The organism is Bifidobacterium sp. UTCIF-39 (assembly GCF_006408715.1).
GTDB lineage: Bacteria > Actinomycetota > Actinomycetes > Actinomycetales > Bifidobacteriaceae > Galliscardovia > Galliscardovia tissieri.
Genome location: NZ_JEOG01000031.1, coordinates 1 through 25,926 on the forward strand (window position 1 = coordinate 1; position 25,926 = coordinate 25,926).

The 25,926-nt window shown below is 60.2% G+C and carries 22 protein-coding genes and 5 tRNA genes; 5 read left to right on the top strand and 22 right to left on the bottom strand.

Going from position 1 to position 25,926, the window contains the following annotated elements; all coding sequences use genetic code 11:
* Window positions 1-255: 255 nt before the first annotated feature.
* The 4 genes from EP30_RS10145 to EP30_RS10160 all read right to left on the bottom strand — a co-directional run bounded on the left by EP30_RS10145 (window position 256) and on the right by EP30_RS10160 (window position 2,174).
* On the bottom strand, window positions 256-1,155 hold the full coding sequence (locus tag EP30_RS10145) for a hypothetical protein (protein ID WP_094663269.1): 900 nt from the start codon (window positions 1,153-1,155) through the stop codon (window positions 256-258).
* 754 nt (window positions 1,156-1,909) lie between these two features.
* Window positions 1,910-1,982, bottom strand: a tRNA-Ala gene (locus EP30_RS10150).
* Between the two features lie 40 nt (window positions 1,983-2,022).
* Window positions 2,023-2,095, bottom strand: a tRNA-Val gene (locus tag EP30_RS10155).
* 6 nt (window positions 2,096-2,101) lie between these two features.
* Window positions 2,102-2,174, bottom strand: a tRNA-Gly gene (locus EP30_RS10160).
* A 255-nt stretch (window positions 2,175-2,429) separates the two neighbouring features.
* Here EP30_RS10160 and EP30_RS10165 point away from each other — a divergent pair.
* Window positions 2,430-2,951 (top strand): NAD(P)H-dependent oxidoreductase, encoded by a 522-nt coding sequence (locus EP30_RS10165; RefSeq protein WP_140558447.1) that lies wholly within the window; start codon window positions 2,430-2,432, stop codon window positions 2,949-2,951.
* A 121-nt stretch (window positions 2,952-3,072) separates the two neighbouring features.
* On the opposite strand, the gene EP30_RS10170 is transcribed toward EP30_RS10165, so the two are convergent.
* Window positions 3,073-4,326 carry a YafY family protein gene (locus tag EP30_RS10170; RefSeq protein WP_181160879.1) on the bottom strand — a complete coding sequence of 418 codons (1,254 nt, stop codon included), beginning with the start codon at window positions 4,324-4,326 and terminating at the stop codon, window positions 3,073-3,075.
* A gap of 171 nt (window positions 4,327-4,497) precedes the next feature.
* Here EP30_RS10170 and EP30_RS10175 point away from each other — a divergent pair, with 171 nt between their 5' ends.
* Window positions 4,498-5,769, top strand: a complete 1,272-nt coding sequence (locus tag EP30_RS10175) for a hypothetical protein (RefSeq protein ID WP_181160880.1) — start codon at window positions 4,498-4,500, stop codon at window positions 5,767-5,769.
* Window positions 5,770-5,893: 124 nt separating this feature from the next.
* On the opposite strand, the gene EP30_RS10180 is transcribed toward EP30_RS10175, so the two are convergent.
* Window positions 5,894-6,130: a hypothetical protein gene (locus EP30_RS10180; RefSeq protein WP_140558456.1), complete on the bottom strand. Its 237-nt coding sequence runs from the start codon at window positions 6,128-6,130 to the stop codon at window positions 5,894-5,896.
* Window positions 6,131-6,605: 475 nt separating this feature from the next.
* On the opposite strand from EP30_RS10180, the gene EP30_RS10185 reads away from it, so the two are divergent.
* Complete coding sequence (locus EP30_RS10185; RefSeq protein WP_140558458.1) at window positions 6,606-7,847, top strand: DUF2974 domain-containing protein; 1,242 nt, start codon at window positions 6,606-6,608, stop codon at window positions 7,845-7,847.
* Between the two features lie 99 nt (window positions 7,848-7,946).
* Here the strand turns inward: EP30_RS10185 and EP30_RS10190 are convergent, their stop codons facing one another.
* The 10 genes from EP30_RS10190 to EP30_RS10235 form a co-directional block, all read right to left on the bottom strand.
* The gene (locus EP30_RS10190; RefSeq protein WP_140558461.1) at window positions 7,947-8,726 is read right to left on the bottom strand and encodes a hypothetical protein; all 780 of its coding nucleotides are present in this window, start codon (window positions 8,724-8,726) and stop codon (window positions 7,947-7,949) included.
* 65 nt (window positions 8,727-8,791) lie between these two features.
* A complete protein-coding gene (locus EP30_RS10195; RefSeq protein WP_140558463.1) occupies window positions 8,792-9,745 on the bottom strand; it encodes a hypothetical protein in 954 nt (317 codons plus the stop codon).
* A 152-nt stretch (window positions 9,746-9,897) separates the two neighbouring features.
* Window positions 9,898-10,503 carry an ABC transporter ATP-binding protein gene (locus EP30_RS10200; RefSeq protein WP_258185480.1) on the bottom strand — a complete coding sequence of 202 codons (606 nt, stop codon included), beginning with the start codon at window positions 10,501-10,503 and terminating at the stop codon, window positions 9,898-9,900.
* An 8-nt stretch (window positions 10,504-10,511) separates the two neighbouring features.
* Entirely contained in the window at window positions 10,512-11,636 is a 1,125-nt protein-coding gene (locus tag EP30_RS10205; RefSeq protein WP_140558467.1) for a hypothetical protein, read from the bottom strand.
* Between the two features lie 18 nt (window positions 11,637-11,654).
* A complete protein-coding gene (locus tag EP30_RS10210) occupies window positions 11,655-12,362 on the bottom strand; it encodes a hypothetical protein (protein ID WP_140558469.1) in 708 nt (235 codons plus the stop codon).
* A 69-nt stretch (window positions 12,363-12,431) separates the two neighbouring features.
* Window positions 12,432-13,013, bottom strand: coding sequence for a hypothetical protein (locus tag EP30_RS10215; RefSeq protein ID WP_140558472.1), 582 nt, complete (start codon window positions 13,011-13,013; stop codon window positions 12,432-12,434).
* Window positions 13,014-13,240: 227 nt separating this feature from the next.
* Entirely contained in the window at window positions 13,241-14,701 is a 1,461-nt protein-coding gene (locus EP30_RS10220) for an aspartate ammonia-lyase (RefSeq protein WP_140558474.1), read from the bottom strand.
* 252 nt (window positions 14,702-14,953) lie between these two features.
* On the bottom strand, window positions 14,954-15,553 hold the full coding sequence (locus EP30_RS10225; protein WP_140558477.1) for an Hsp20/alpha crystallin family protein: 600 nt from the start codon (window positions 15,551-15,553) through the stop codon (window positions 14,954-14,956).
* Between the two features lie 264 nt (window positions 15,554-15,817).
* Window positions 15,818-16,360, bottom strand: coding sequence for a nitroreductase family protein (locus tag EP30_RS10230; RefSeq protein ID WP_181160881.1), 543 nt, complete (start codon window positions 16,358-16,360; stop codon window positions 15,818-15,820).
* Window positions 16,361-16,424: 64 nt separating this feature from the next.
* Window positions 16,425-17,987, bottom strand: coding sequence for an amidohydrolase (locus EP30_RS10235; protein ID WP_140558482.1), 1,563 nt, complete (start codon window positions 17,985-17,987; stop codon window positions 16,425-16,427).
* Window positions 17,988-18,308: 321 nt separating this feature from the next.
* On the opposite strand from EP30_RS10235, the gene EP30_RS10240 reads away from it, so the two are divergent.
* Together EP30_RS10240 and EP30_RS10245 are read left to right on the top strand one after the other, a co-directional pair.
* Window positions 18,309-19,103: a mechanosensitive ion channel family protein gene (locus EP30_RS10240; protein WP_375137758.1), complete on the top strand. Its 795-nt coding sequence runs from the start codon at window positions 18,309-18,311 to the stop codon at window positions 19,101-19,103.
* Window positions 19,104-19,164: 61 nt separating this feature from the next.
* Window positions 19,165-19,698, top strand: a complete 534-nt coding sequence (locus tag EP30_RS10245; protein WP_181160882.1) for a GNAT family N-acetyltransferase — start codon at window positions 19,165-19,167, stop codon at window positions 19,696-19,698.
* 15 nt (window positions 19,699-19,713) lie between these two features.
* Here EP30_RS10245 and amrS read toward each other — a convergent pair whose 3' ends face one another.
* The 6 genes from amrS to EP30_RS10275 form a co-directional block, all read right to left on the bottom strand.
* Window positions 19,714-20,820 (bottom strand): AmmeMemoRadiSam system radical SAM enzyme, encoded by a 1,107-nt coding sequence (amrS, locus tag EP30_RS10250; RefSeq protein ID WP_140558487.1) that lies wholly within the window; start codon window positions 20,818-20,820, stop codon window positions 19,714-19,716.
* 6 nt (window positions 20,821-20,826) lie between these two features.
* The gene (gene amrB, locus EP30_RS10255; RefSeq protein ID WP_140558490.1) at window positions 20,827-22,461 is read right to left on the bottom strand and encodes an AmmeMemoRadiSam system protein B; all 1,635 of its coding nucleotides are present in this window, start codon (window positions 22,459-22,461) and stop codon (window positions 20,827-20,829) included.
* A 192-nt stretch (window positions 22,462-22,653) separates the two neighbouring features.
* Window positions 22,654-23,790 (bottom strand): D-alanine--D-alanine ligase family protein, encoded by a 1,137-nt coding sequence (locus tag EP30_RS10260; protein WP_140558492.1) that lies wholly within the window; start codon window positions 23,788-23,790, stop codon window positions 22,654-22,656.
* A gap of 138 nt (window positions 23,791-23,928) precedes the next feature.
* Entirely contained in the window at window positions 23,929-24,927 is a 999-nt protein-coding gene (locus EP30_RS10265) for an NAD(P)H-dependent glycerol-3-phosphate dehydrogenase (RefSeq protein WP_094663233.1), read from the bottom strand.
* 565 nt (window positions 24,928-25,492) lie between these two features.
* Window positions 25,493-25,568: transfer RNA gene (locus EP30_RS10270), tRNA-Asn, on the bottom strand.
* Between the two features lie 44 nt (window positions 25,569-25,612).
* Window positions 25,613-25,686, bottom strand: a tRNA-Lys gene (locus EP30_RS10275).
* Between the last annotated feature and the right edge of the window lie 240 nt (window positions 25,687-25,926).

Consider the following 25,926-nt stretch of genomic DNA (forward strand, 5'->3'; position numbering starts at 1 on the left):
AAAACCCACGTCACCACCAACACTACCCACCAACACCACACCACACAACACCCCACAACACCCATACACCAACCTTTTCGCCGATCGATGTCGAGCATTTACCGCTCGTTCAGACAGCGCGAGTTCAGGCATGCTGTAGATCCGGTCTATTACCGAGAACCGGAAAACGACGATCTCCCACCGACAAGCTTGTCGGTGGGAGATCGTTCGAGATGAGCTGAGAGTCAGAAACGGAAAAGACCCCGCAACCTCGGATCAGGCGTGGAAGCTCTGATACACCTGGGACGCCCACGCCATGAACGGATCGTTGTCGCCGATCGGATCGTAGCTGACATCGGTGTGCAAACCATGGTTCTTCGGATCGTAGGTGATTCGGAGCTCGGTCGGGGCATCGATGCCGTACCGCGCGCAGACATTGCGGTAGTCATCCATCAGGGAGCGGCCGGAGGCGAAGAACCGGCTGCGGGGCTCCTGCGGCATGCTCTTCATCAGGTCGCCGGACGCCACCAGGGAATCACCGACGCGGAAGAAGCAGTCCCATGCCGACTGCCCTTTGTTCACCATGGCGTGAACGTATACTGACCGCACACGGCCGTCGGCCACAGCCGCTCCGTCGAGCAGGGACACCGCCAGATACGCCATCTGCATCTGCAGTCGGCTCGTCTCCTGTTCAAAGCCCTTCGAATCGGGAGTCGCCGTCGTCTGTACCGTATACGGCTGAGCGGGATTCGGCACGGGGCTCGTTTGCGCAGCGGCAGACGTGCCGGACGGAGACGTGTTTGACACCGGAATCGGCTGTACATATGACTGTGCAGACTGAGACGACTGCGCATTCTGGGCCGGGGCAGCCGCAGCACCGCCGTACTGCGCATTCGACATCGGCGACGCCTGCCCCGAACCGGACTGTTGTCCCAGTTCCTGCTGCTCCTCCTCGCGGGCCTTGCGCATGTTGTACAGCAGCTGCAGCACCCATACGACGGCCATAACTATGTCAATGACAATGCCCACCATCATGCTGCCGTATTCGCTGGCCGTCCAAAACGGCGCGATGATACCGACGATGATGCAGATCGGCAGCATCACCCATGTACGGCGGAGCTTGCCCTTGTAGTTCATACTCCAGTAGTTGAACGACCTGTCTTTTTTGCCCGCCATTGCGCACCATCCTGTGTTTAGGTTCAAGTATGTTCAGCGTACGACGCGAATAGGGGGATATCGTTGGAAACGACAGCCTGTTCATGTACTTTTCATCGTCCGGCCAGCTGTATGGAGGATTCACTGCGACAATTGCGTGATCACGGACCGCATCGAGCAGCGGTAAGCGACACAAGCGACACAGCGACGTATCCGGGCTATAGGCCAAATTGTGTGTCTGGCGGCTTGGCTGCTCGGTCCGGGTATGGAACCCGCCGATCCTGCTGCCGTATTGTGAAGCGCCGACACCGGCATGTATAGATCCTCGATCGTCACCACCGTAACCGGGAAATGCTTATCTGACGCACGCGTATGCCGGACAAGCACCGGGTGGAAGCTTCCGTGCCCATATGACTCATGCGTGTGACCGATGAGCACGGAGGACGGGGCACGATACTCATTGGACACACGCATACGGCAGACAGGCACCGGAGAGGATACTCCATGCTCGTTGGACGCACGCATGTGTCGAACAGGCATCGGGTTGATTATGGGGCGGGTGATTACTGGGTATCGGCCGCAATGCGCGTGGGACGGATGCCCGTTCGACCTCGAAAGCCGCACCGCCTACATTCAAGCCAGCGGCACACCAACCGAGACAAGGCCTTACGCCCCACAACGGACACACAATTTGGCCTATAACCCGCGGAAACGGCAAACGCAAGAAGCAGAAAACAGAAAAGGTCCGGAACCATATGGTCCCGGACCTTGATCGTGGAGCTAGGGGGATTCGAACCCCCGACCCCCTCCATGCCATGGAGATGCGCTACCAGCTGCGCCATAGCCCCGTATTGAGTTATGCATCGTCGCGATGGGAACCGCGGCTCGTGGGTGATGTAGGAATCGAACCTACGACCCCTTCCGTGTGAAGGAAGTGCGCTAGCCGCTGCGCCAATCACCCGAAGCGAGCGGACAACGGGACTCGAACCCGCGGTCTCGACCTTGGCAAGGTCGCGCTTTACCAACTAAGCTATGTCCGCATGTCGCCCTGAAAGGCAACAAAAAGAGAACTTACACCGACCTTGGTACAACCGTCTACGATGCACCACGTCTCGTTACAGTTTCTTCACAAAATACGGCAAAGCCGAGAATGAACAGATCTATCGCACAGCAAAGGAACGGCCGTACACTGGGTCGCAGGTCAGGAAACTCCTGTCCGTCAGCAATGACAACGTTTCATGTGAAACGCTGAACGTTATCATCGTCAATCCGCATTCCACGCAGAAGGAGCCATCATGTCCACTGCCGTACTGCTGTTCCACCCGAACTACGAAGCCTCGAAGATCAACCGTCGTCTGCTCGACGAGCTCGCCGCGCAGAATCCCGCCGGTGTGGACGTCCGCGACGAATACGCCCTGTACCCGGACTTCAAGATCGACGTTGACGCCGAGCACGCCTTCATCGAACAGCACGATCACATTGTGCTGCAGTTCCCGTTCTACTGGTACAGCTCCCCCGCACTGCTCAAGCAGTGGGAGGACGCCGTTCTTACGCCCGGTTGGGCCTACGCCGGTGGCAATGCGCTCGACGGCAAGACGCTGCAGCTGGCCGTGTCGACCGGCTCGCCGGCTTCGCGCTATCAGAAGGACGGAGAATACAAGCACACCATGGCCGAACTGCTCAGCCCGTTCGAGCTCATGGCGTTCCGCGTGGATCTGACGTGGCGCGACCCGTTCCTAGTGCAGAACACGTCCGGCATCACCGACGCCGAACTGGACCAGGCCGCGAAGGACTTCGTGGCGAACCTGACGAAGTAGGCGCCCCCCAATACGATTCCAATACGATCAGGGCAGACTGCAGTGTCGTTCGACATCGCAGTCTGCCCTGAATAACGCGCACCATGCATCAAGGTGATCGATACGACGAAGTCCTGTGGCGTCAGGCATGGGACTGGGACGATCCTGACTCCGGATGCTCCGGACGGTATTGCCGGACCAGACGGCACCCCGCTTCATACAGCCTGTCACGCAGACTCTGCGGCGAGAGAATCTGCACGTCACCGTTGGCGGAATACTGCAGAATCCACCACAGCATCGCCAGTTCAGGACAACGTACGACGACCCGGTACAGCGGATTGCCGTCGCCATCGTTCTTCCCGGATTCGCTCACATCGGGGGCATCGAACCATTCGTATACCGTGCCGAGCATGCCACGACGAACGACCATTGTGATGGGCACTGCCGCACCGGTAACGAGATACGGCCGCTGACGCACGTATTCGACCGGGTCAAGCACGTCATTCGGATCCGACGGCTGATCATCGGCGCGCAATGACCCATCGGCACGCCATCGATCGAGCGTGTACGTTACGGGGACCTTGGCGGGGTCCAGCACGTACAGGTTGCGAATGCGCTCGGCGAGGAAGCAGATCAGATTCTCCTCATGCGGCTTGGTGGTGGGATAGTGCTTGTGGTGCAGGTAGCCGACGAGATAGTACCGGCCGGTGTTGTACACCAAACGATAGGGGTCGAGCGTGTACCAGCGGGCGTTGCCGTCCCGCCATCGGCGAGGCTCCAGCGCACCGCCAAGCGTGTAGTCGCAGTACTGGAAACGCACCGCCCGCCCATTCGGGAATCGTGGCGACGGCTCGTCCAGGGTGGCGACCCGCCCTTCGTGAATGGCACGGTCCACGCCTTCGATGGTGTGCAGAAAATCGTTGTTGTAATGCTCATACGCATCGATATGGCTAGCTTCGCGCGGCTGGCCCTCGCGACCGCCCGACAGTGCGGCGATCTTGTTCTCGAGATCGCCCAACGTGTCCTCGTTGAGTCGTGACAGCATGAGGCTGTCGGCGAGCAGTCGCATCTCCGAAGCGCTCAGATACGGTTCCATGTACCAGCCGGGCTTCGGATCGGAGCTTCGTTTGCGCAGCTGCGGTATTTCCGAGGCGTCAAGTCGATTCACCGTACGCCCCAGCACGGGGTTGTCCTTCAGCCAGTAGAGCTGTTCGCGCACCGTACGGTTGGATGGTGCCTTGTAGTCGTCGTCGCCATGGGAACGGTGCTGTTCCTCGAGTCGTTCGATGATCTCGTTTGCGGTCAGACCATGAGAATCGTCGGTTTCCCGCCATAGCAGTTCGAAGATCTCGATGATCGCGTTCTTGGAGTACGTGCTTCCTTTTGCCGTCGCCATGGTTTCATGGTACGCCGCAATATGGCAGTTTTCTGCCGATAACGGTATTCCGGAGGACAATGGAATCATCAGGGCGAGCGGGCACCGACCATAGAGGGGTGAAATGAGGTACGGCACCGACGCCGCCCATTGGACAACGACAACGGAAACGACAACAGAGAAGGAGCGACGATGACGACGACTTGCACGACGACCACGACCACGACAATCACCATGGCGGAAGACCTGACTGACATGATGGAGGAGGACATGGCAGGAACCGTCACGACCGTTGATGCCGACACCGACACGGCCACAGGAACCGACACGGGTACCGTGCTGGATCTGCATACGGACGCAACGACCCCGCAGAACGATTTCGACGATCCCGACCTGCCGGATTTCTTCGATGGCGGTGGCAACGATACCACCTGTCAGTGGGAGGATGGCTTCTGCACCGAGTTCTGCGACGGGTACATTCTAGAGTACTGCAACGATCCGAACTGCAAGTACGATCACATGTCAAAGTACTGCCTGCGTCACTACGTCATCAGTCTTGGGCTGAAACTCGATCATCTCAGGACCTGCCCTGCGATGAGGAAGGCGCATACGCCCGAGGAGATCAAGCAGGTGGCGCTCGAACATGCGGCCAGCTTCGGCAGGTTCGAGCAGGATGCCAAGAGCGAGGCAAACGCCGGTCACGATCACGATGACGCGCCCGGTCTTGATGAACTCGCCGACGACATGTCGGAGGCCGATCTGGACGCTGAGCTCAAGAAGATCGGCGGTCAGGTCTATCGCGGCAGTTATGACGATCTGCGTATGACGCCGAAAACCACCGCCGAGGATCTGCAGCAGTGGCTGGACGGGCTGGAGCTTGGCCATAATGTGTTTCACGTGAAACACTTCACGCCGTTTGACGGATTCTCCATGGAGCTCATGGAGGTTCACTGGGACAAGGAGCACAGTGCGGAAGGACGGTTCAACTTCTACAATCCGGATGACGGCCCGGTGGCCTGGGACCCGGAATTCGCCCGAGGATTCGAGAAGCGCGGCTTCATGTCCCCCAAACTGTGGACGCTGTGGGACGGTGACACCGGCAATATCAAGTACCAGTACTCCACGGATTCGTATGGCGAAAGCGTGCTGATCAACCGCGGCCTGCTGACCGATGACCCGACGCAGGGTGTGCCCGGCGTCTTCGCGATCACGGAGGAGCGCACGGATACCGTATTGCCGGTGACCACCGGATCGTACATCCAGTACAAGGCCCTGTTCAACGGCGACGACACCGTGCTGTGGGCGTGCGACGACGCGGAATTCCGCAAGCGCATCCGCCCGTATATCGAGTACTACGACGAGGATCGTCCGCTTGATATTCCGAAGGCCAAGGCCAAGGCCGCGGAGCTGGAGCGGAAACTGCACCGCGTGATCGACGAGGGCGTACGCCCGGAAGAGGCCTAGCGCAACACCCCGTACACAGACCGACGATGGGTGTGGAATATCATTCGGGATATCCCACACCCATCGTCGGTCTGTGCAATGGAAGACGAAAGTCGAAAACAACACCCGAGACGAAGATCGCGGACTAACTCAGCGGCCGCGAATCAGATTGCGGTAGTCGACGGCGAGCGCCGGCGTGGGCGCGGCTGCTGGTTCGGGTTGCCGGACCGTGGTTTGCACTCGGGCTGGGCGTGTAGGCCACGGAGGCGGAGATGTGGCGCAGGGACAATTCGTGTCCCTGCTGGGCGATGGTGCCGTGCCAGGTGGGCAGGAAATCGGCGTTGGGCTGCTGAATGATGGCGGACTGCTGAATGATGGCCATGATGATCCTTCCTATAATGAGCAAAGATGGACAATGCTGCGTAATGTCGTCCTCGTCGTCATCGCGTCATCATTGGAGATATTCGTCGGCGATGATCGTCGAGTGATTTCATTACACCGGATCATTCATGGGATCGACTTGGGTGGAACTCAGGATGAGGCCACAGTCACCTTGGCAAACACGCATGATTGTCTGAATACACGCTGAGCACGCATCGTTCCGACGGATGATCAGTCAGGCATATTCGTTTGCCGACTCTATCGATCCTTGCGATCATTGCGGCCAATTCAACTTGCCAAATTAATCCAACGGCCCGGCGATGACTGTGCAATTCCGCACTGAACAACTCGCGTTAGAGTAGAAATGTCGTGGCTGATACGACCACGATGTCATCCGCGGTATCGTCCGCCGATACGCGGAGCGAAACCGGCGTACGTGCCGGCGGCGGGCAGGTGCGCAGTGAACGGAAGTGACGATGGGGAACATCATTGATTACGTGCGCGATGAGACGCGTGGATTCGACGAACGTCCGTTCGGCGATGTGGATGCGCTGGTGCTCGCATCGGTCGTGTATCAGACGATGCCACCGTCCGTTCCGAGGCTCACCGATCAGCTCGCCCGACGACACTCATTCTGGCCCCGGCTGCAGGCGTGGGTGCAGGCGCTGTGGGATGCGCCGTTCGATGGCCCCACGCTCAGCGATGTGGCAACGGAGCTTACGCGCGCCGGCAGTGAGTTCAATATTCGCGAGGGTCATACCGGGCTTGGCGATCCGAAATTCGACGAGCAGTTGTTCGAGGTACTTGTCGACAGCCCGCGATTCGGCGGGATCCGTGTGAGCGCGTATGAGGAACGGTTCAGTGCGACCGAGCAGACGCAGTTCGCCGCGGGAACGATGCTGCTGCCGGACCGGGACGGCACGCTTGTAGTGGCGTTCCGCGGCACGGACGACTCGTTTGCCGGATGGAAGGAAGACTTCAACATGTCATTCCAGTATCCGGTGCCGGCGCAGGAATCCGCCGCGGAATACGTGGCCGCCGTCGCCGAATTATGGCCGCGCGGATTGAAAAGCCTGCTTGGCCGGATGGCTCGCCCGGCGGACGGCGGTCATTATCCCGGCACGCATCCGCTGGTGCTGACCGGCCATTCGAAAGGTGGCAACGTGGCGGTGTATGCCGCCATGAACGCCACCGAGCGTATTCGCAAACGCATCACACGCGCGTATTCTCTCGACGGCCCCGGTTTCCCCGCCGACGTGGTGCACAGCGCCGCATACACGGCCGCGATGCCGAAGGTGGAGAAGATCGTGCCGGACTCGTCGATCGTCGGCATGATTCTGGAGACGCCCGAACCGTGCACGGTGGTGGTGTCGGATCAAAAGGGCATCATGCAGCATATGACGTATTCGTGGCAGCTCGACGATCATTGGGAGTTCGAGCGACTGCCACATCTGTCGTCGAGCTCGCAGTATTTCAATACGCAGCTCAACGACTGGCTGGCCGGGCTGACCACGGAGCAGCGCGAGCATGCGGTGGATGCACTGTTCACGCTGCTCGGCGCAAGCGGTTCCGACAATCTGTCCGGCATGATGAAGACCATACCGCGCGCGATTCCGGACATCATTAATTCGTATGTGGGATTGTCGGATGAGGACAGGCGCAACCTATGGTACGTGTTCAACCTGCTGCTCAAGACGTCGTTGTCGCGCGGCAAGTAGATGCGGGGCGGGCGGCACTGTCAGACTCGCACTATCGCACCGTATTGTCGATACCGAGCCGCCCGCTACTGCACTGTGGTTACTACTGCACTGTGGCTACTACACTATGGGAGCCGCCGATGGATCACTGGTCATATGATGCAACGGATCGGTGAAGCACTCCACATAGTCGCGGTAGGACGGCGTGGCCGGGTCCACGGCGTTCAGCAGCGACTTGCCGGAATCCTGATCCTTCGTGTATTCGTCGTAGGAAACGCTCGTGTCGATGAGCTTGTAGTCCTTGTAGCACTGGAAACGGTACGGTTCCAGATCGACGCCATCCGGGTTGCGCACGGCGTCGAGATACGTGGCGCGCAACGCGTTGTATCCGTTGGCCTCCATGCATGCGGTGCTGATCGCGTTGTCCTCGGCGGGAGTGTTCTTCGACGCATCGGTGACAAGGCCGCTGTCCAGTCCGAACCAGTAGTCCTTGCCCGCGGTCATATCATGCCCGGCGAAGCAGTCGACCGCACGCTGTTCGGCATCATTCATCTCGTCGGCAGTGATCGTTCCGTCGGCAGTGACGGAATCGACGTAGGTCTTGTCGATATTCGGCGTTGACGCCACCCGCTCCCCCAGCACCTGCCTGGCATGATTGCCCAGCGTGGCGTTCTGCGTGTATGCCGCGTATGCGGTCTGCACATCAGTGCCATTAATGTGCGCCCACGCGACATTGGTGGATCGCGACGACGTGGTCGACGACGATGACGGTTCCGACGCCGACGGAGACGCCGAACCAGCACCGGAATCGCCACATCCGGTAAGTGGCATCATGAACGCGAGCGCGGCCGCAATCACGGCCATGGTCCGAATCGGGGATGGTGTTGAGCGTGTCATCATGAGCTCCTTTCCGATGGCTTCCTAGTTGACTCGCTACGTTTCAGTTACTGTCGCGTTTCCGATTGCTATCGTCCTCGTACGAGACGCGGCAACGCGTCGACACGAATGGTCGCCGACATGGCCATTGCGCCCAGCATTGTGCCGCAGTAGGTGACGAGGATCACTCGGAGTCCCACATCAGCCCATACCGTCAGCGCATCCTGCACGCTTTCGGCGATTGGTGCCAGTAGTACGGCGAATATTCCCGCGCAGATCATGGCTGCCGGCAACACCCATACCGCGGTTTCCACCGTCATCTGGACGACCACTTGCGGCCCTGATGCACCGAGATGGCGCAACATGGCCAGTTCCAGCCGTCGTCGTGCCACGTAGGATGCGCCGACGGCGATGGCGAGGATGAACGCCGGTATCGTGGCGAATCGGGTGATCCGCTGTCGATAGTCCGTTTCATTCGGCGGAACGCTGCCCAGCGTGGGGTTGACCGTCGTCACGCCTGGCACGGTACTACCGGTCTGTGAAGAGGATTGCATGACGGTGGCGAGCAGGGCGTCGGATACCGCGTCCGTACGTGGCCACGCTCGAACCCAGCAGCTGTCGAATGCCCCTTGGGCTTCGGTCTTTGGAATGGCGAGCAGAACCGTGGTGGCGTATTGGGGCAGTCGCCCGTCGCTCGGCCAGTCGAAGGTTCCAGTGACCTTGGCTTGTTCGCCGCTTTTCAGGGTCATGGCGTTTCCGGAGCGTATTCCCAGCTGGGCTGAGATCGTGCCGGATATGGCGAATCCTTCGTCGCCGTGAATACCGAATACCTGTTTCGCGCCGGGTGTGGTTTCGTATGCGGTATATGGCGAGCTGGGTAATGCCATGGGTGCGATCAGATCGGTGGAGCGCATGGCCGCGGATCCTTGCACGTTGGGGAGCTCGGCGAGATTCTCGCATGCGCGCACATCCACGCCATTGGGAACACTGACCATGAGCAGATCGCCTCCGGCTTCACGATACGCCCATGCTCTGTCCGTCATTTGTCGGACCGTCAATGCGTCAACACCGCCGCACAGCAGCATCACGACGAGGATGACCATACACCATAGCGCGGGGTTTCCCACGCCGGAGGCAAGATCCCGCGCCGCTTCCGCTCGTATCCATCTCCAGGATGGGTGCTTTCTCAGGCCTTTCATATGTTGTCCGCCCATCGTCCCAAATCGATGACGTCGTCGCATACGTCACGTAGTTCAAGATCGTGCGTGGCGACGGCTACGACACTGCCTTGCATCGCCAGGTGACGGATGCTGGCGATAACAGTGCGCGCACTTGCCCGGTCGAGGGACGCGGTCGGCTCGTCCACCAGCATCAGGTCACGTGCCGTCGCCACGGCTCGTGCCAGCATGAGTCGTTGGGCTTCACCGCCGGAAAGTTGGCCATAGGGCTTGTCCGCAATGTCGGCAAGGCCGAATTCCTGAAGGATGGACTCGGCACGAACCTGCGCACGGCGATGAGGGAAACCCCGAATCAGCATGGGCAGCATGACATGATCGAGAACGGTTCTTCTGCTGACCCCGATCGGCAGCTGCGGAACCCAACCCAGATCTTTGATCTCATGACGGATCACTTCGCCCTCGGTCGGAGTGACCCAACCGGCGAGAATGGCCAGCAACGTACTTTTCCCCGAGCCCGATGGCCCGACGATCGCGGTGATGCGTCCGGACTTCAGGTCTGCATTGCCATGGCGGAACAGGAAATGTCCATTATCGTAGGCGTGGCCCAGATCACGCAGCTCCACGTGACTGGTCATGAGCATGCCTTGTCATTGGGACGAACGCTGACCCTCCCCGTGGGAATACCACCGTCCGCGGTTTGTACGTACGTTCTGCCGAGCATGGAACCAACCACGCGTATGGGCGTGGAACCCGATTCGGTTACCACACATGCCTGAGCGTGCTCACCACCCGTAGTGCCCACTGCGGAGGCCGGAACCACGCCGACGGTGACCGGATCCTTCAGTTTCCACTGTGCGTTCATTGTCCGGGTACCGCCACTACGCGTTTCCGAGGCAAGGAAGGTTCTGGTGCGAGAAAGGGCATCGAGATCTTCCACCGTACCGTCATCACTCACGCCAATGGTCGTATCGTCGATCTGGATCACACGTGTGCCGGATACCGCGTCCGTTGGCAGTTTCTGGACACGCGCCGATGTGGCTGTGGTCGGCAGTTGGGCAATCGCCGATCCCTGTCCCACGATCTGCCCTACAGGTGCCGGGCATCCGGAAACGACGACTCCATCACGGGCCAGCCATGTCACATCCGACATGGTGATCGTCGTGTAGCCGTCGCCGAGATCGACTCCCGCCTTGGCCGCGACGTTCACAAACGCCGTAACAGTCCGATCGGACACGATGTCGTCAGAGGGGACCTCTTCCCCCAACGCCCCCAACGCATCGTTCAAGGACTTGGCGTCAGTCCCCCGATCGCCGATATGCAGATCACGCCATAACGGCTCCGACGTGGACAGCATCAGTATTCCTCTGCCCTCAATCGACAATAGGGATTGCCCGGAATGCAAAGACTCCCCAGGCTTGCATGATGAGGTATTCACCATACCCGATCGCGGTGCGGCAACGGGGGACAATGCGACATCTTCCGCCTCGATCGTCACCGATCTGGCATCAGTCACATCCTGCCTCTCGATCGAGACCATAGCCGTGACGTTGCCGGAATCAATGACCTCCGGCGCATGAGGAGCAAAAACAATGGCCCCAACGCCTATACCCAGCAGCAAGGACGCGACACTGCCGATGACGACAACGGACCGGTTCACCTTCAGCAACGAAGCCCCCCGCTTTGTACCGCCGTCATTGTCATTGGCGTTCGCTCCACCATTCTTGCTCCGTGAACGGATATGCAGAATACTCATCACCACTCACCTGACCAGTCATTACTTGCTTTTCATGTGGTGAAGGGGGTCATCTGTACAATCCATGAAATCACGATACCCTGGTGTCGAAGATGAACGAATATAGCTTAATGGACTTTTCCCGTTATCAAGTTCTTGTTGAAATTGCTCATAGGAATAATCTTGATCAATGAGTTTGTAATCCTTGTAGCATTGGAAACGATAAGGCTCTAAATCGATATTATCGGGATTCCGTACGGCCCCAAGGTAAACATTCTTGAGAGCAGAGTAAGCCGTATCATCTAGGCATTCATTAGTGATCTGATGGCTTTCTTCCGGTGTATGGTCGGCGGCATTGGTAATAATGCCGCCATTTTTGATAAACCAAAAATTTTCTCCTGGTTTCATATCATACTTAGAAAGACAGGAAATTGCGCGGCGTTCTGATTCATTCATTTCGTCTGCTGTAATCACATGATCTTCAATCACAGCATTCACAAAATCCATGTCCACGTTCGACATTGACAGTTCATTCTTGAGCTGTATCAGATAGCTGTCATTCAATTCTGCCGTCTGCGTATACGACATATACTCTGTCTGCGCATCCGAACCTTTCGGAGCAGATGAGACAGTAATACCGCCATTTTGCGACGCCGTCGCCCCCGATTCCGAACTTCCGCATCCCGCAGACGACGATACCAGCAAAATCGAAACGATGAGGCACGACAGGATTCGAATTAAAGAATGCATCTTTCCCCCAATTGTGAAGGACGGCCGTAAACAAAAAATGCATTCAATGCTCACGGCCGTCATATCGAATCAGCCGAAGTAGTTACCCCAATTGGTGATTGCAGGAACAAGGTCCTCGTCTACCCATGCGCAGCTGCCGCCGTTACTGGGAATCGGGTATCCACCATTGTTCCGAATCTTGAAGCACTCGGAATCGGAAGTCGTGGTCGGATACTTCTTGGCCCGCCCTTCGTACCGATATCCACCAATTTCGAACCAGTGACGCAACCCCTGATCGCAGGTGTAGTTGATTGCGAAGCGGTGATCGCCCCACTGGGTGTCGTACTGGAAATAAGAGCAGTTAGCACGCAGACGCTCCTGAGCATTACGCTCCTCGACCTGCGCGTAAGAGACCGTTTCGTCCGCCATCGCCGACGGTGCAACACCGACAGTGATCACCAGACCAAGCATGCAGGCGAAGGCCAGCCAGACGGCCAGCAATCGCCTCCTCGTTTTTTTGCGGCACAGACCGCCAAACCGGGGCTCATAGCTATCTCCTTTACCGCATCGGCAATAATCGTCTATGACTATTGCCCGAATTCGAAAACGAACATAGAAATTGTTACTTTTTCTTGCTATTTTTGTTTTCTTAGGATTGTGAAGGGCGCCCATCCGCCTTTACGGATACTTTCAGCATACACCCATTTACAAAAGACACCAGTGTTTTTCGAAATCTTTTTTTAATTCATGCAGCTTTACATTTCACGTCACGATGATCAAAGTTGATCACAGCAAACCGCATATAATCCACATCCCAGAAGACACAGTTTCATAGACCTGCGGCGTCCCGCGAACAGCACTGCCGCATCAACCGGTAATCAACCGGTAGTGATCAGTGATCAGTGCTGTTCGCGGCAGGTTTGGCCGAGGCGGCGGGAGAGGGTGATCGGATCGAGCAGGGCGTCGAGACGGTCGGCGGGCAGATCGGTGCGCTCGGCAGCCACGTCACGCACGGTTCGGCCGGATTCCGACGCCTCCTTGGCAATATCGACCGCATGCTCGTAGCCGATGTCGGCGTTCAGCGAGGCGGCGATGGACGGTGAGGATTCGGCATGACGACGGCCGACCTCGACGTTCACGGTGATGCCCTCGACGCAACGGCGACGGAACGTGCCCATGGCACGGGTCAGCAGCGAAACGCCGTCGAGCAGCGAATGGATGATCACCGGATCGAAGGCGTTGAGCTGCAGCTGGCCCTCACCGGCCGCCCAGTTCACCGTGGTGTCCATGCCGAAGATCACGAAACAGCACTGGTCCACGCATTCGGGGATCACCGGATTCACCTTGCCCGGCATGATGCTTGATCCGGCCTGACGCGCCGGCACGGTCAGCTCGTTAAGTCCAGCGTGCGGACCGGAGTTGAGCAGACGCAGGTCGTCGGCGGCCTTCTTCAGATGCACGGCGAGATTCTTCAGCACCGCACTCACCGACACATACACGCTCATATCGGTCATTGCAGCCACCGGATCGGGCGCGGCGGTGATCGGCAGACCCGTCACACGAGCCAGATGGCGAGTGGCGGATTCGCGGAAGCGCAGATCGGCGCAAATACCCGTGCCGATGGCCGTGGCGCCAAGATTCAGCACGGCGAGACGCGGAATCAGCGCCTCGATTGCGGCCACATCGGACTTGAGGAAGCTCGCGAATGCATGGAACTCCTGACCGAACGTCATGGGCACGGCGTCCTGCAGCTGCGTGCGACCGATCGTCACGTCGTTGATATGACGGTCGGCGAGCGCATGGAACGCGCGCGACAGCTTCTTCGCGGATTGGGCGAGCGGCCCGAGCATGTCGATCAGTGCGATCTTGCTCGCCGCCGGATACGTGTCGTTCGTGGACTGGGATTTGTTGACGTCGTCGTTGGGATGGATGTACGAGTATTCGCCGCGGTGATGGCCGGACAGTTCGAGCGCGCGATTGGCGATCACCTCGTTCATGTTCATGTTGAGCGAGGTTCCAGCCCCGCCCTGCATGACGTCGATGGGGAACTGGTCGAGGAAGCGGCCGTTCTCGATCTCCATGCATGCCTGACGGATCGCGCCGGCCTTCACGCCGGTCAGCAGTCCAAGCTCCTCGTTGGCGGACGCGCACGCCTTCTTGACCGTGGCGTAGGCCTGGATGAGCTGCGGATGCTCGGAGTCGGGACGACCGGATACCGGGAAGTTGCGGATGGCGCGCTCGGTGTGGATACCCCAATAGGCGCGCTCGGGAACCTGAAGTTCGCCGATGCAGTCGTGTTCGGTACGGGTGGCTTCCTCGCGATGCGTGGTGTGCTTGCTGCCGGTTGCATGTCGTGCCATGAAAGTCCTCCATCCTTGACTGCGTGCAAAAGCATATCGTTTCCATCATGACGATTCCGGATACGAAACGCCATCTTTACCGCTCTTAGCGGATTCGTGGATTCAGGCGGATTCACCATGTGAATTCGCCTATACGTTCGCGTAAATTCGCACGAAACAACAAACGACAAAGCCCCCGGGCTCCGGTGCAATGAATCCGGGACCCGGGGGCCGCGATCAGGCGAAATGGCCTGGACAGTCAAAAACAGTGAATCAGCCTTCGATGGCGATGGTGTGCTTCTGTTCAACGGCCGGCTGAGCCTCCTGCTTCGGCAGGGTCAGGGTCAGCGTGCCGTTCTCGAACTTGGCGTGGATGTCGGATTCCTTCATATCCTCACCCACGTAGAAGCTACGAGAGCAGGAGCCGTAGTAGCGTTCACGACGCAGCCACTTGCCTTCGTCGGCGTTCTGGGAGCCGGAGGCGCTGGTCTGAGTGTCGGATGCGTTGGCGGAAGCATGATCAGCGGTGGTGTTGGCGTTGGCATCGCTGGCGCAGTTGCAGGAATCGCAGTTGGAATCAGAGCTGTTGGAGCTGTTGTGGGCGGACACGGTCAGGTAGCCGTCCTTGAGCTCGACGTTGATCTGGTCCTTGGCAAAGCCGGGCATGTCGATGTCCACCTTGTAGGAATCGCCCATGTCGCGCACATCGGTGTTCATCATGTTCGTCGTCATCATACCGTTCATGCCACTCATCGGGGCCATGTCGGAACCGGCCGGACGAGCGTTGCGATCGCCACGCCACGAAGCGAAGAACGGATCACCGAACAGATCGGAGAACATCATGTCATTCATCAGAGCCGGAAACATTGCCATAATCGGTACTCCTCAACTATGGAGGAAAAGCGGCTTTGGCTTCAGCCCTTGCGGACTGTTTTCGTGGGCCGCTTCCGGAACCCTTCCCGGGCTCCTACCTTTTGCCTTGCATCTTCTGGTATAGGCGTGTTTGCGTCCGATGCAAGCGATGTTTACTCACAGCAAAAAACTTGAGTCATAGAGACTCAAGTTTTGAAATATGGGTGCGGCAGGGACCGCCATCGGCGATCACCACGGCGATCGAGGCCGCGCCCGCCCGTTCGACTACTCGACGAAGTGGGTGACGAAATTGCTGACGGTGGGTTCACGCTGCTCGGTGACGATGGCGGGATCGACCGGATGACCGAGCGTCATGGCGGACACAGGGACGTACCCATCGTCCACGCCGAGCTCGGCGAACAGTTCCGGATGCGACTGCAGGGCCTTGATCACGCCGAGGATGTAGCCGCTGCCCAGTCCCAGATCGGTGGCGGCGAGCGCCATGTTCTCGATGATGCCGGCCGCGTTGCAGTATGCGGTGCCGCGTTCGAGGCCGCTTTCCTCACCGGAGACGAGGATCAGCACGGGTGCCTTGTAGGTGGGGCCGGTGCCCATACGTCCGGCGTTGGGGCCGGCGAGCGCATCGATCTTGTCGATCATGGAACGATCGGTGATGACGGAGAATTCGATGGCCTCGTAATCGTGCATACCGATCGGTGCGGCGTTGGCGGCTTCGAGAATGGTCTGGATCTGCTCGCTGGTCACCGGTTCGTTGGTGAATTCGCGGCAGGTCTTGCGTGCGTGAATGGTCTGCATGATGTTCATCATTTGCCTCCTTGGACAGTGCTGCGACAACGTTGTCTTCGAGATCCATTGTAGGGCGGCGGGATCGTCAGAGAGTGAAATGGGTCCAGCGGGCGGCGCACATGGTGGCGGCGACGGGCATGGATCGCAGTTCCGCCGGGGAGGACATGGCCAGCGGATTCCTATCGAGCAGGACCAGATCGGCCGGCATACCGACATGCGGGGCCACGCCCTGGCCGAATGTGGACGAGGCCAGTGCGGTACGCAGGTCGAGACGCTGCTCGGGCTGGTAGGCGTCGCGATCATCGTCGGTGCGGTACACGGCTGCGGCCATGGCCACCCACGGGTCGAGTACGGCCACGGGCGCGTCGGAGCCGAATCGGAGCAGCACACCGGCGTTGTGCAGCGTGCGGTACGGGAAGGGGATGGCGTCCATGCCCGCCCAGTATCGGGATACGACATCGCGATCGTCGACGGCATGCTGCGGCTGCACGCTGGCCGTCAGTCCCAGACCGGCGAATCGTGTGACGTCGCTCGGCTGCAACTGCTGCGCGTGCTCGATGGCACCGTGGGCACCGGTATGGGCGAATGCGTCGAGCACCACGGCGTTGGCGGCGTCGCCGATCGCATGGCACGCCACGTCGAATCCGTTGTCGCGCGCGACGGTCATGTAGTGTTCGATCGCTTCGGGGCTGTAGCTCAGCACGCCGCGCGTTTCGGGCGAGATGTTCGAGTATGGCTGGCTGCAGTAAGCGGATCGCGTATTCAGGGATCCATCGGAGATGAGTTTCAACGTGGTGGCGTGGGCCAGACCGTGGCTGCCGGGAATCTCGTCGCCGCCACGCCACCCGTCGGCCACGGCCTGTTCGATACGTTCCGGATAGATGCCCGCACGCACACGCAACCGGTCGAGTCCGGCGGCGAATCGTGCGGTCCACTGGCTGATCGTATCGGCCATTTCGTAGTCGCAGATGCCGACGACGCCCTTGCCGGCGGCGTCACGTTCGGCGGCGCCGATCATGCGCAGCTGTTCGTTGCCGGTCGCGTCGTCAAGACGGCAGTAGGCGTCGAACCATTCCAGTTCCCCGACCAGACCGTTCGGTCCCACGTGTACGCCAAGTCGACGCGCGGCGGCCGAATTCACCCAGCCGCAGTGCATGTCGGCGCTGGACAGGGCCACGGGCTGATCGCCGGACACCGCGTCGATGGCGGCAAGCGTCGGCTGTTCGGCATCCGACCACAATGAGTGACGGAATCGCATACCCACCACGAAGGTGTTGGGGTCCAATCCTTCTGCGGATGTGCGCCGCGCGTCGAGATAATCGCGCAGCATGGTCATCGCCTCGCTTGCGCTTGTGGCGGCGAGCAGATCAAGACGGCCGAACGTGGCCGCCCACTGCGTGAAATGCGTATGGCCGTCCCACAGTCCAGGAATGATCCAACGGCCGTCGGCGTCAACGGTGTCGATGGCCGCGGGACCGATAGCGGCGTCGCCATTGCCGACGTTGCTGACGTTGCCTGTGGACGAGTGATCATCCGATGGGGATACGGATGTGACGACGCCGTTCACGACGGTCACATCGACGAGACGATCGTTGTCGACAAGACGGGCGTTGACGATACGGACGGCGGTGGTTTCGGACTCGGTCATGCGACTCATCATGCCACCGCCGACTACGAAGACGTCAGCCAAGGACCGATATGCAGAACGGCAGCGGATATCACATGTCAACGAATATCATCGCGTATCTTCACGTGCCGCACAGATTCAACCCGTACGATGGGAACATTCCACCCGCATCCCTACACCCCTCATCCTGAGTGTGATCACACTAAGGAACCCACAGGGAAGGGCTGTGCGGATACGGAACCCACAACGGCCCGCAGAGCAGCCGCGCAAGGCGAAACACCGGCGACACGGCGGGCGACGACGGGCAAACACGGCAGACGAACAACGTGCATAGGAGGCAACGTGCAGGAACTGATCGATGATCCCCTGATCTGGTTGAAGGCGAATTCAGGAAAGATCTTCCTGCTCGTCGTGGTGCTGGTCATCGCGTTCGTGGCGGACAAGATCATTTCGAAGGCCATGCGCATCGCACTCGACAGAACCGAGATCCCCAGTGCGTCGATCTTCGTGAACATCGTGCGCGCGATCATCTGGGTGGTCGCCGCGAGCCTCGTACTGCAACCGGTGTTCGGCATCAACCCCACCACATTGATGACCGCGCTTGGCGTTGGTGGTATCGCCCTCTCCTTCGGTCTCAAGGACACCATCTCGAATGTGATCGGTGGCTTCGGTCTTATGCTCAGCAAGGTGGTGAAGCCCGGCGATCTGGTCACCATCAACGGCATCACCGGACTTGTGGAGGACGTGACCTGGCGTCACACCGTGGTCAAGGAACGTTCGGGCGACACCATGTGGATTCCGAATTCCGTGCTCAACACCGCCGCGCTGGAGAAGATGACCGAAGTCAGCGAGGGCATGACCACGATCGCGTTCACCGCCCGCGGCAAGGAGGGCGTGGACACCGACGCCATGGCCCGGCAGATCGTCGCAACGGTTCAGGCCGCCACCGATGACATTATGCTGCCCGACAACCCGCCGATCGTGAAGTTCAACGGATTCTCGCCGTACGGCATCGAGGGCAAGGTGCTGCTGTTCACCAAGCCCGGCGTGCTGCTGTCGACCATGCAGGATCGTGCGACGCGGGCGCTGGCCGGCGAAGGATTCCTGGTGCAGAACGCAGCGCTCGTCGAGGAGTGATGGCATGGGTATGAGTGACGGCATGGCAAGTGACGGCATGGTCACGGACATGGGTGCAAGTCTGGGCGACGGCACGATTCGCAGGGCGACGATCGCGGATATTCCGGATCTGGACCGGCTGCTGTTTCAGGTGGCGGCCGTGCATCACGATGGGCGGCCGGATCTGTTCAAACCGAACGCGAAGAAGTACACGGACGAGGAGCTGGCCGAGATCATCGCGGATGACGAACGACCGATTTTCGTGTATGACGATGGCACGAACGATGGCACGGCCGACGACACAGACAACGACGATCGCGAATCCGATCGACCGCATCGCGTGCTCGGCTACGCGTTCTGCGTATTCCAGCGGCACGACGGCAGCCATGTGCTCACCGACATCACCACGTTGTACATCGACGATCTATGCGTGGACGAGTCCGCGCGCGGCCGGCATGTGGGCAGTGCGCTGTACCGGCATGTGCTCGATTTCGCGCGCGAACAGGGCTGCTACAACGTAACGCTCAACGTGTGGAGCTGCAATCCGAGCGCCATGGCGTTCTATGAGCACTGCGGGCTCGCGCCGCAGAAGGTGGGGATGGAGACGATTCTGTAATCCGACCCGACGGGATCACCAGACGCCGGCGATCAGCGTACCACAGTCGGGACAATGCCCGACATGATCATGATCGGCACGATCGTCATCATGGTCGACGCGGATGCGGTTCTCCAGAATCCGATACCAGTCCCGGCGCACGAGCGCTGCACGGCACGCGGGATTCGGGCAGAACGTGGTGTCGCCCTCGACGTCGTGCACATTGCCGGTGTAGACGTATCGCAGCCCCTCCCCCATCGCAATGCGGCGAGCGCGGGTCAGCGTCTCCGGCGGCGTCGGCGGCACGTCGAGCATGCGCCATGCCGGGTGGAATGCGGAGAAATGCAACGGCACATCCACACCGCAGTGCTCGCGAATCCACGCGCATTCGGCGTGCAGCTGCGCATCGTCGTCATTGAGACCGGGGATGAGCAGCGTGGTCAGTTCCACCCACACGTGGCTGCCGGACGGGGTACGCGCCTCGTTGACGGCGTAATCGATCGTGTCGAGCACGTCCTGCAGGTGCGTGCCGGTGACCTTGCGATAGAAATCCTCCGTAAAGCCTTTGAGGTCGATGTTCGCCGCGTCCATCGCCCCGTAGAATTCCGGGCGGGCACAGGCGCTCATGTATCCGGCGGTCACGGCGATCGGATGGATGCCGAGTTCACGGCAGGCGCGGGCCGTGTCGATCGCGTATTCGGCGAACACGATCGGATCGTTGTACGTGAACGCCACGGATTCCACGCCATAGTCGTCGGCCACGTGGGCGATCCGGTCCGGCGACGCCTCCACACCCAGACGGTCCCAGTCGCGGGCCTTGGAGATATCCCAGTTCTGGCAGAAACGGCAGCCGGAATTGCAGCCGGCGGTGCCGAAACTCAGCACGCGCGAACCGGGCAGGAAGTGATTGAGCGGCTTTTTCTCCACCGGATCGATCGCGAAACCGGAACTGCGCCCATACGTATCGCAGACGATACGACCGCCGTGGTTCGATCGGACGAAACAGAAACCGCGCTGTCCGTCGGCGAGACAACAGCCGCGCGGGCACAGGTCGCATTGCACGCGGCCGTCGGGTAGCGGGTGCTGCCAGCGCGGTTGGGTATGCAGTGGCTGAGTTTGCGGCTGGTGCAAGATCCGACTCATGATCGTTCACTCCTTGTAGGCGGTCACCGCGTACCGGTGGCAACGTATGGCGGAGCCGTTCCAGACAGTGGTCGCGGGCAGTCCGGATTTCATCAGCAGATGGGAGACGAAGTCATGCGGGCTGGGCAGTTCGTCCCACACCTGCGGCAGGAATGTGGCGCGGTGGCCATGACCATCGTCGATGATCAGCCCGTCCGTTCCCGGACGGAGTTCGGCCTCCAGTTCCTCGCGGCTGGTGGCGAGCATCGGCTCGGGTCGGCCGAGCACCGACACCTCCACGTCGAGCAGCGGATATTCGGATGCCGTGACCGGACGGAATCGCGGATCCCGGCTGGCGGCGTCGATGGCGTGTTCGGCAATGTCACGGCCGAGCGGACGGTACGCCTCCAACGTGCCGATGCAGCCGCGCAGATGGCCGCCTTCGGTGAGCGTGACGAAACTGGCACCGGGCTGACGCAGCCAATCATATTCGTCGACGATGGTCTGCGGATCGACGTCGTCGGGGTCCTCGATGCCAAGATAGCGGCGGAGGGACAGTCGGGCGAGGCTGATGGCGATGCGGGCGCGGGCGGAATCGGTCGTTGCAGCGGACTTGTCAGACTCTGCCGTGGCGGATTCCGCGGACTCATCCGAATCATCCGAATCATCCGAGGTGATCGGCCATGCCGCAAACGACGCGTATCCGACCACGGGTTCATCCGGATTGAGCGGCACCGGACGGTGGGCGAGCACGTCACCGTGCGCACGACGAGACGGATCGAGCAGTGACCGGGACAGGGCGACCTCGCCGTCGTCGCCGGACGTGGAGCATCCTAGGAATCGCAGATCAAGCGGATTCGTATGCGATTCGCGACGACACACGTCGAGCAGACCGTTGACCGGATAGGCACCGCACGCAAAGTTCGGATGAATCGGACCGTCGAGGTTGGTGATGCGTTCGATCGTGCGATCGTCGAGTGCGCGGGCCATTTCGTTGGGATGATAATGCGATAGATCGGAACTGATCACGATCACCGTCTCCGGGCCTCCCCACAGGGCGCGGATCACATCACCGACTTCGGCGGGACTCGCATCGCCGGCGTTGAGCGGCACGATCTGCAGATCGGCCCCAAGCACGGTCTGCAGGAACGGGATCTGCACCTCCACCGCGTGTTCGCGGGCGTGGGTGGGGTCGTTGACCAGCATCGCGGGAGCCGGCGCATCGTCGGACGCGCGCATGCCGTTACGCCATGTGGCCGGATCGGCGTCGGCGGTCGACAGACCGAACGCGTGCGCCTCGCCGGCGATGTCGACCGGCACATCACCCAGCGGCGTGGCGAACGCCGTGGCGCGGCACATCGCAACGCCTCTTACCGCGACGCGATGCGTGGGGCCGATGATCACGGCCCGGTGGATCGTGCCGCGACCGCGTTCCAACAGCGCATAGGCAAGCGCGGCCGCGGTTCCGGAATACACGTATCCGGCGTGCGGCACGATCACGGCCTTGGGCGCACCCTGCGGCAGCGCGCGTGCGGGGAGTTCGTTGAGCAGTCCGCGGGCGTAATCAAGTTGACGATCGATCATCGTGCGGAGTTCACGTGGATTGGCGGGGTAGAACGCGCCGGCCACTGCCGCGTGACGAATGTTTTCAGTGAGTTTCATCGCAATCACCGCCTCACTACGTCATCGTAGTCCGTAGTCGGGCGGGATGGAGCGGTCTGGTGGTCAACACGGTCTGGTGGTCAACACAAACAACTATCGGCCCCTCTCAATGACACTTGATGGAGGTCAGTGGGAGGAGCCGATGGGCACTGGATCAGACCGGATCGTGCGGGTCAGGCCTGATCATGTGAATCAGCGGAGGATGCCCTCGATGAGTTCGGTGATGAGAGCGGAGTAGCCGACGCCGGTGGCTTCCCACGCCTTGGGGTACATGGAGATGGAGGTGAAGCCGGGCATGGTGTTGATCTCGTTGACCATCACGCCACCGTCGGGCGTCACGAACGAATCCACACGGCTCAGACCCATGCCATCCACGGCGACGAATGCCTTGGCGGCGGTCTGGCGCACGCGCTCAAGCGTTTCGGCGGGCAGGTTGGCGGGCACTTCCACGTGGGAGGCGCTGGAGTCCATGTACTTGCTGTCGAAGTCGTAGAAGGAGTCCTCGTCGGTGGCGCGGGAGTCGAGCACGATCTCGCCGGGCCAGCTCACGCGCGGCTGTTCGCCGGCCTTAGGGGCCAGCACGGCGCATTCGATCTCGCGGCCGTTGATGCCCTGCTCGATCAACACACGCCAATCATGCTTGGACGCCTCGAACACGGCGGCGGCAAGCTCGTCGGCGTTGTTTTCGGTCTCCACCTTGGTCACGCCGAAGCTGGAACCGGCGCGGGACGGCTTGACGAACAGCGGGTATTCCAGACCGGCGGCCTGCACCTGAGCGAGGATGTCGGCACCGTTCGCGGCGAACTTGGAATCCTTGTCGTAGGAGCGGGCGTCGAGCGTGATGCCGGGGGCCACGGGAATGCCGGCCGCAGCGAGCAGCACCTTGGTGTAGTGCTTGTCCATGCAGGCGGCGGATGCGAGCACACCGCAACCCACGTACGGCACGTTCATCATCTCGAGCAGGCCCTGCACGGTGCCGTCCTCGCCGAACGGGCCGTGCAACACGGGGAACACGGCGTCCACGTGGCCGAAGGATTCGAGGGAATCGCCGTTCTTGGCGAAAAAGCCGTCCTGTCCGAGGGCGATATCGAGCACCACTTCGCGGGAGCCCTCCACGGCCTTGACCTCGGGCAGCGTGCCGTTGTCGAGGTTCCAACCGCGCGGGTCCTCACCGTCGACGATCCAGGAGCCGTTCTTGGTGATACCCACCGGAATCGGCTCGAAACGCTCGGTGTCGATCGCGTTGAGCACGCTCGCCGCGGAAATGCAGGAGATCGGGTGCTCGTCAGCCTTGCCGCCGTACAGCACCACGATGCGCTTCTTGGTCATAATCCTTGTGTCCTCCGAAATTCAGCCGTCGTTAACGCAAAACGCAATAACGGTAGATAGCGTACTCCGCGGCGGAGTCTTCATTCGTCGATGATTGTGGATGATTGTGTTGGTGATCATTCCGCGGTGATCAGGCGACTACTCAGCGGTGATTTCGGTGCCGAACAGTTCCGCGAGCATCTGCGCGCAGGAGATGCCGTCTTCGAGCACGTGGGACATGGCGGCGGCGAGCGGGGTGGGCACGCCGTAGCGATCGCCCAGCTCGACCACGACCGCGGTGGTGGGCACGCCCTCGGCAACGCCATCACTGGCCGCGGTGGCTTCCTCGACGGTCAGGCCCTTGCCCAGGTTGGAGCCGAACGTGTAGTTGCGCGACAGCGGCGATCCGCAGGTGGCGATGAGGTCACCCACGCCGGCGAGACCGGAGAAGGTCTTCGGGTCGGCGCCGCACGCCTTGCCGAGTGCGGTGAGTTCGGCCAGGCCGCGGGTTTCGATCATGGCGGCGGTGTTCTCGCCGTAGCCGGCGCCACGGGCCATGCCCACGGCGAGCGCGACTACGTTCTTCAGGGAGCCGCAGAGTTCGAGACCGATGACGTCGGTTGAGGTGAACGGGTGGAAGTAATGGGTGGAGCACGCCTGGGCCACGCGGGCGGCGGCATACGGGTTTGCGGAGGCGATCACGGTGGCACTGGGCTCGCGGGCGGCGATCTCCTTGCTCAGGTTCGGGCCGGAGATGGCAACGAAGCGGTTTTCGGGCAGCCCGAGGGTTTCGCGCACGACCTCGTCCATGCGCTTGCCGGAGCCGCGCTCGATGCCCTTCATCAGTGAGACGACGAGTGCGTCATGCGGGATGAGTCCCTGGAATTCGGTGAGCGCCTTGCGGGCGGCCTGTGCGGCGATGGCCACGACGATGATCTCCGCGTGTGCCACGGCTTCCGCGCGATCACCAGTGGCGGTGATACTGTCGGAGAGACGGTCGACGCTGGGCAGACGGTACGAGTTGCGATGGTTGTCGCGGATGTCGGCGACGATCTCGGGTTCGATGGCCCACATCGTCACGGTGTTGCCCGCATCGGCGAGCACCTGGCCGAAGGTGGTGCCCCATGCGCCCGAACCCAGTACCGTTACGTTGGTCATACTGCCTGCTCCTTATGTTCCTTTGCTTCCTGCATTGTTGCACGGTGTTCTACATGCTCTGCATGTTCTGCAATGGTCCGGCTCCCACGCCGTCCACGCACTCAGACCAGTGTAGTGACCCACGCCGAAGACGAAAAATGAGAAGGGGCAAACCGTGGAGAATGAACTGTGCCATGGGCATCTTCGACAGGTACACCAAGGAGACTTGCCGATGGCGACGCTTCCATAGCGCGCAGTCCGGCATCCGATGCTTGTTCGTCGCATGCATGCGTCCAATAAGCATCAAAGCCCGCCCTCAGTGCTCGATTGACACACATGCTTCCAATAAGCGCGGAGCGTCTCCCCCAGTACTTGTTTGCCATATGCGTGCGTCCGATAGGCATCGAAGCTCGCCCTCCATGCTTGATTGACACGCGCGTGCGTCAAATAAGCATCGAAGACTTCCTCCGGTGCTTCTTTGACGTACGCATACGGGGTTATAGGGTTATAGGCCAATAGCCGGTCTGCGCGATGGACTGGATGGTAGGGAAAACGAAAAAAGCCTCGGAACCGATCCGAGGCTTGCTGGCTCCTGCGGCTGGGCTTGAACCAGCGACCGTCCGATTAACAGTCGGATGCTCTGCCAACTGAGCTACGCAGGAATATCTGTCAGAAAAAACCTCATCCGAAGATGAGGTTCAATCCGTGCCCCCTCAGGGATTCGAACCCTGGACACGCGGATTAAGAGTCCGCTGCTCTAACCAGCTGAGCTAAAGGGGCGTTGCTGTTGTTGTCTGTGTTCCTTGCAACGAGTGATAAATATACTCGGATTCAGAAACGATGCAAGTCGCGGCGTGTCGCAAGTAATTGCAACGGTTTTGAAGAAGTGGATCTTACGACGGAAAGTCAGTAGAGAGGTGGTTTCGCCGAAATTTTGGGGGCCAGGGAGACGATCATCGGCGTGTCACATGGGCGTCATGACCGGTATTGGGTAAACCCGGACAGCGATCTGGGTCAGAA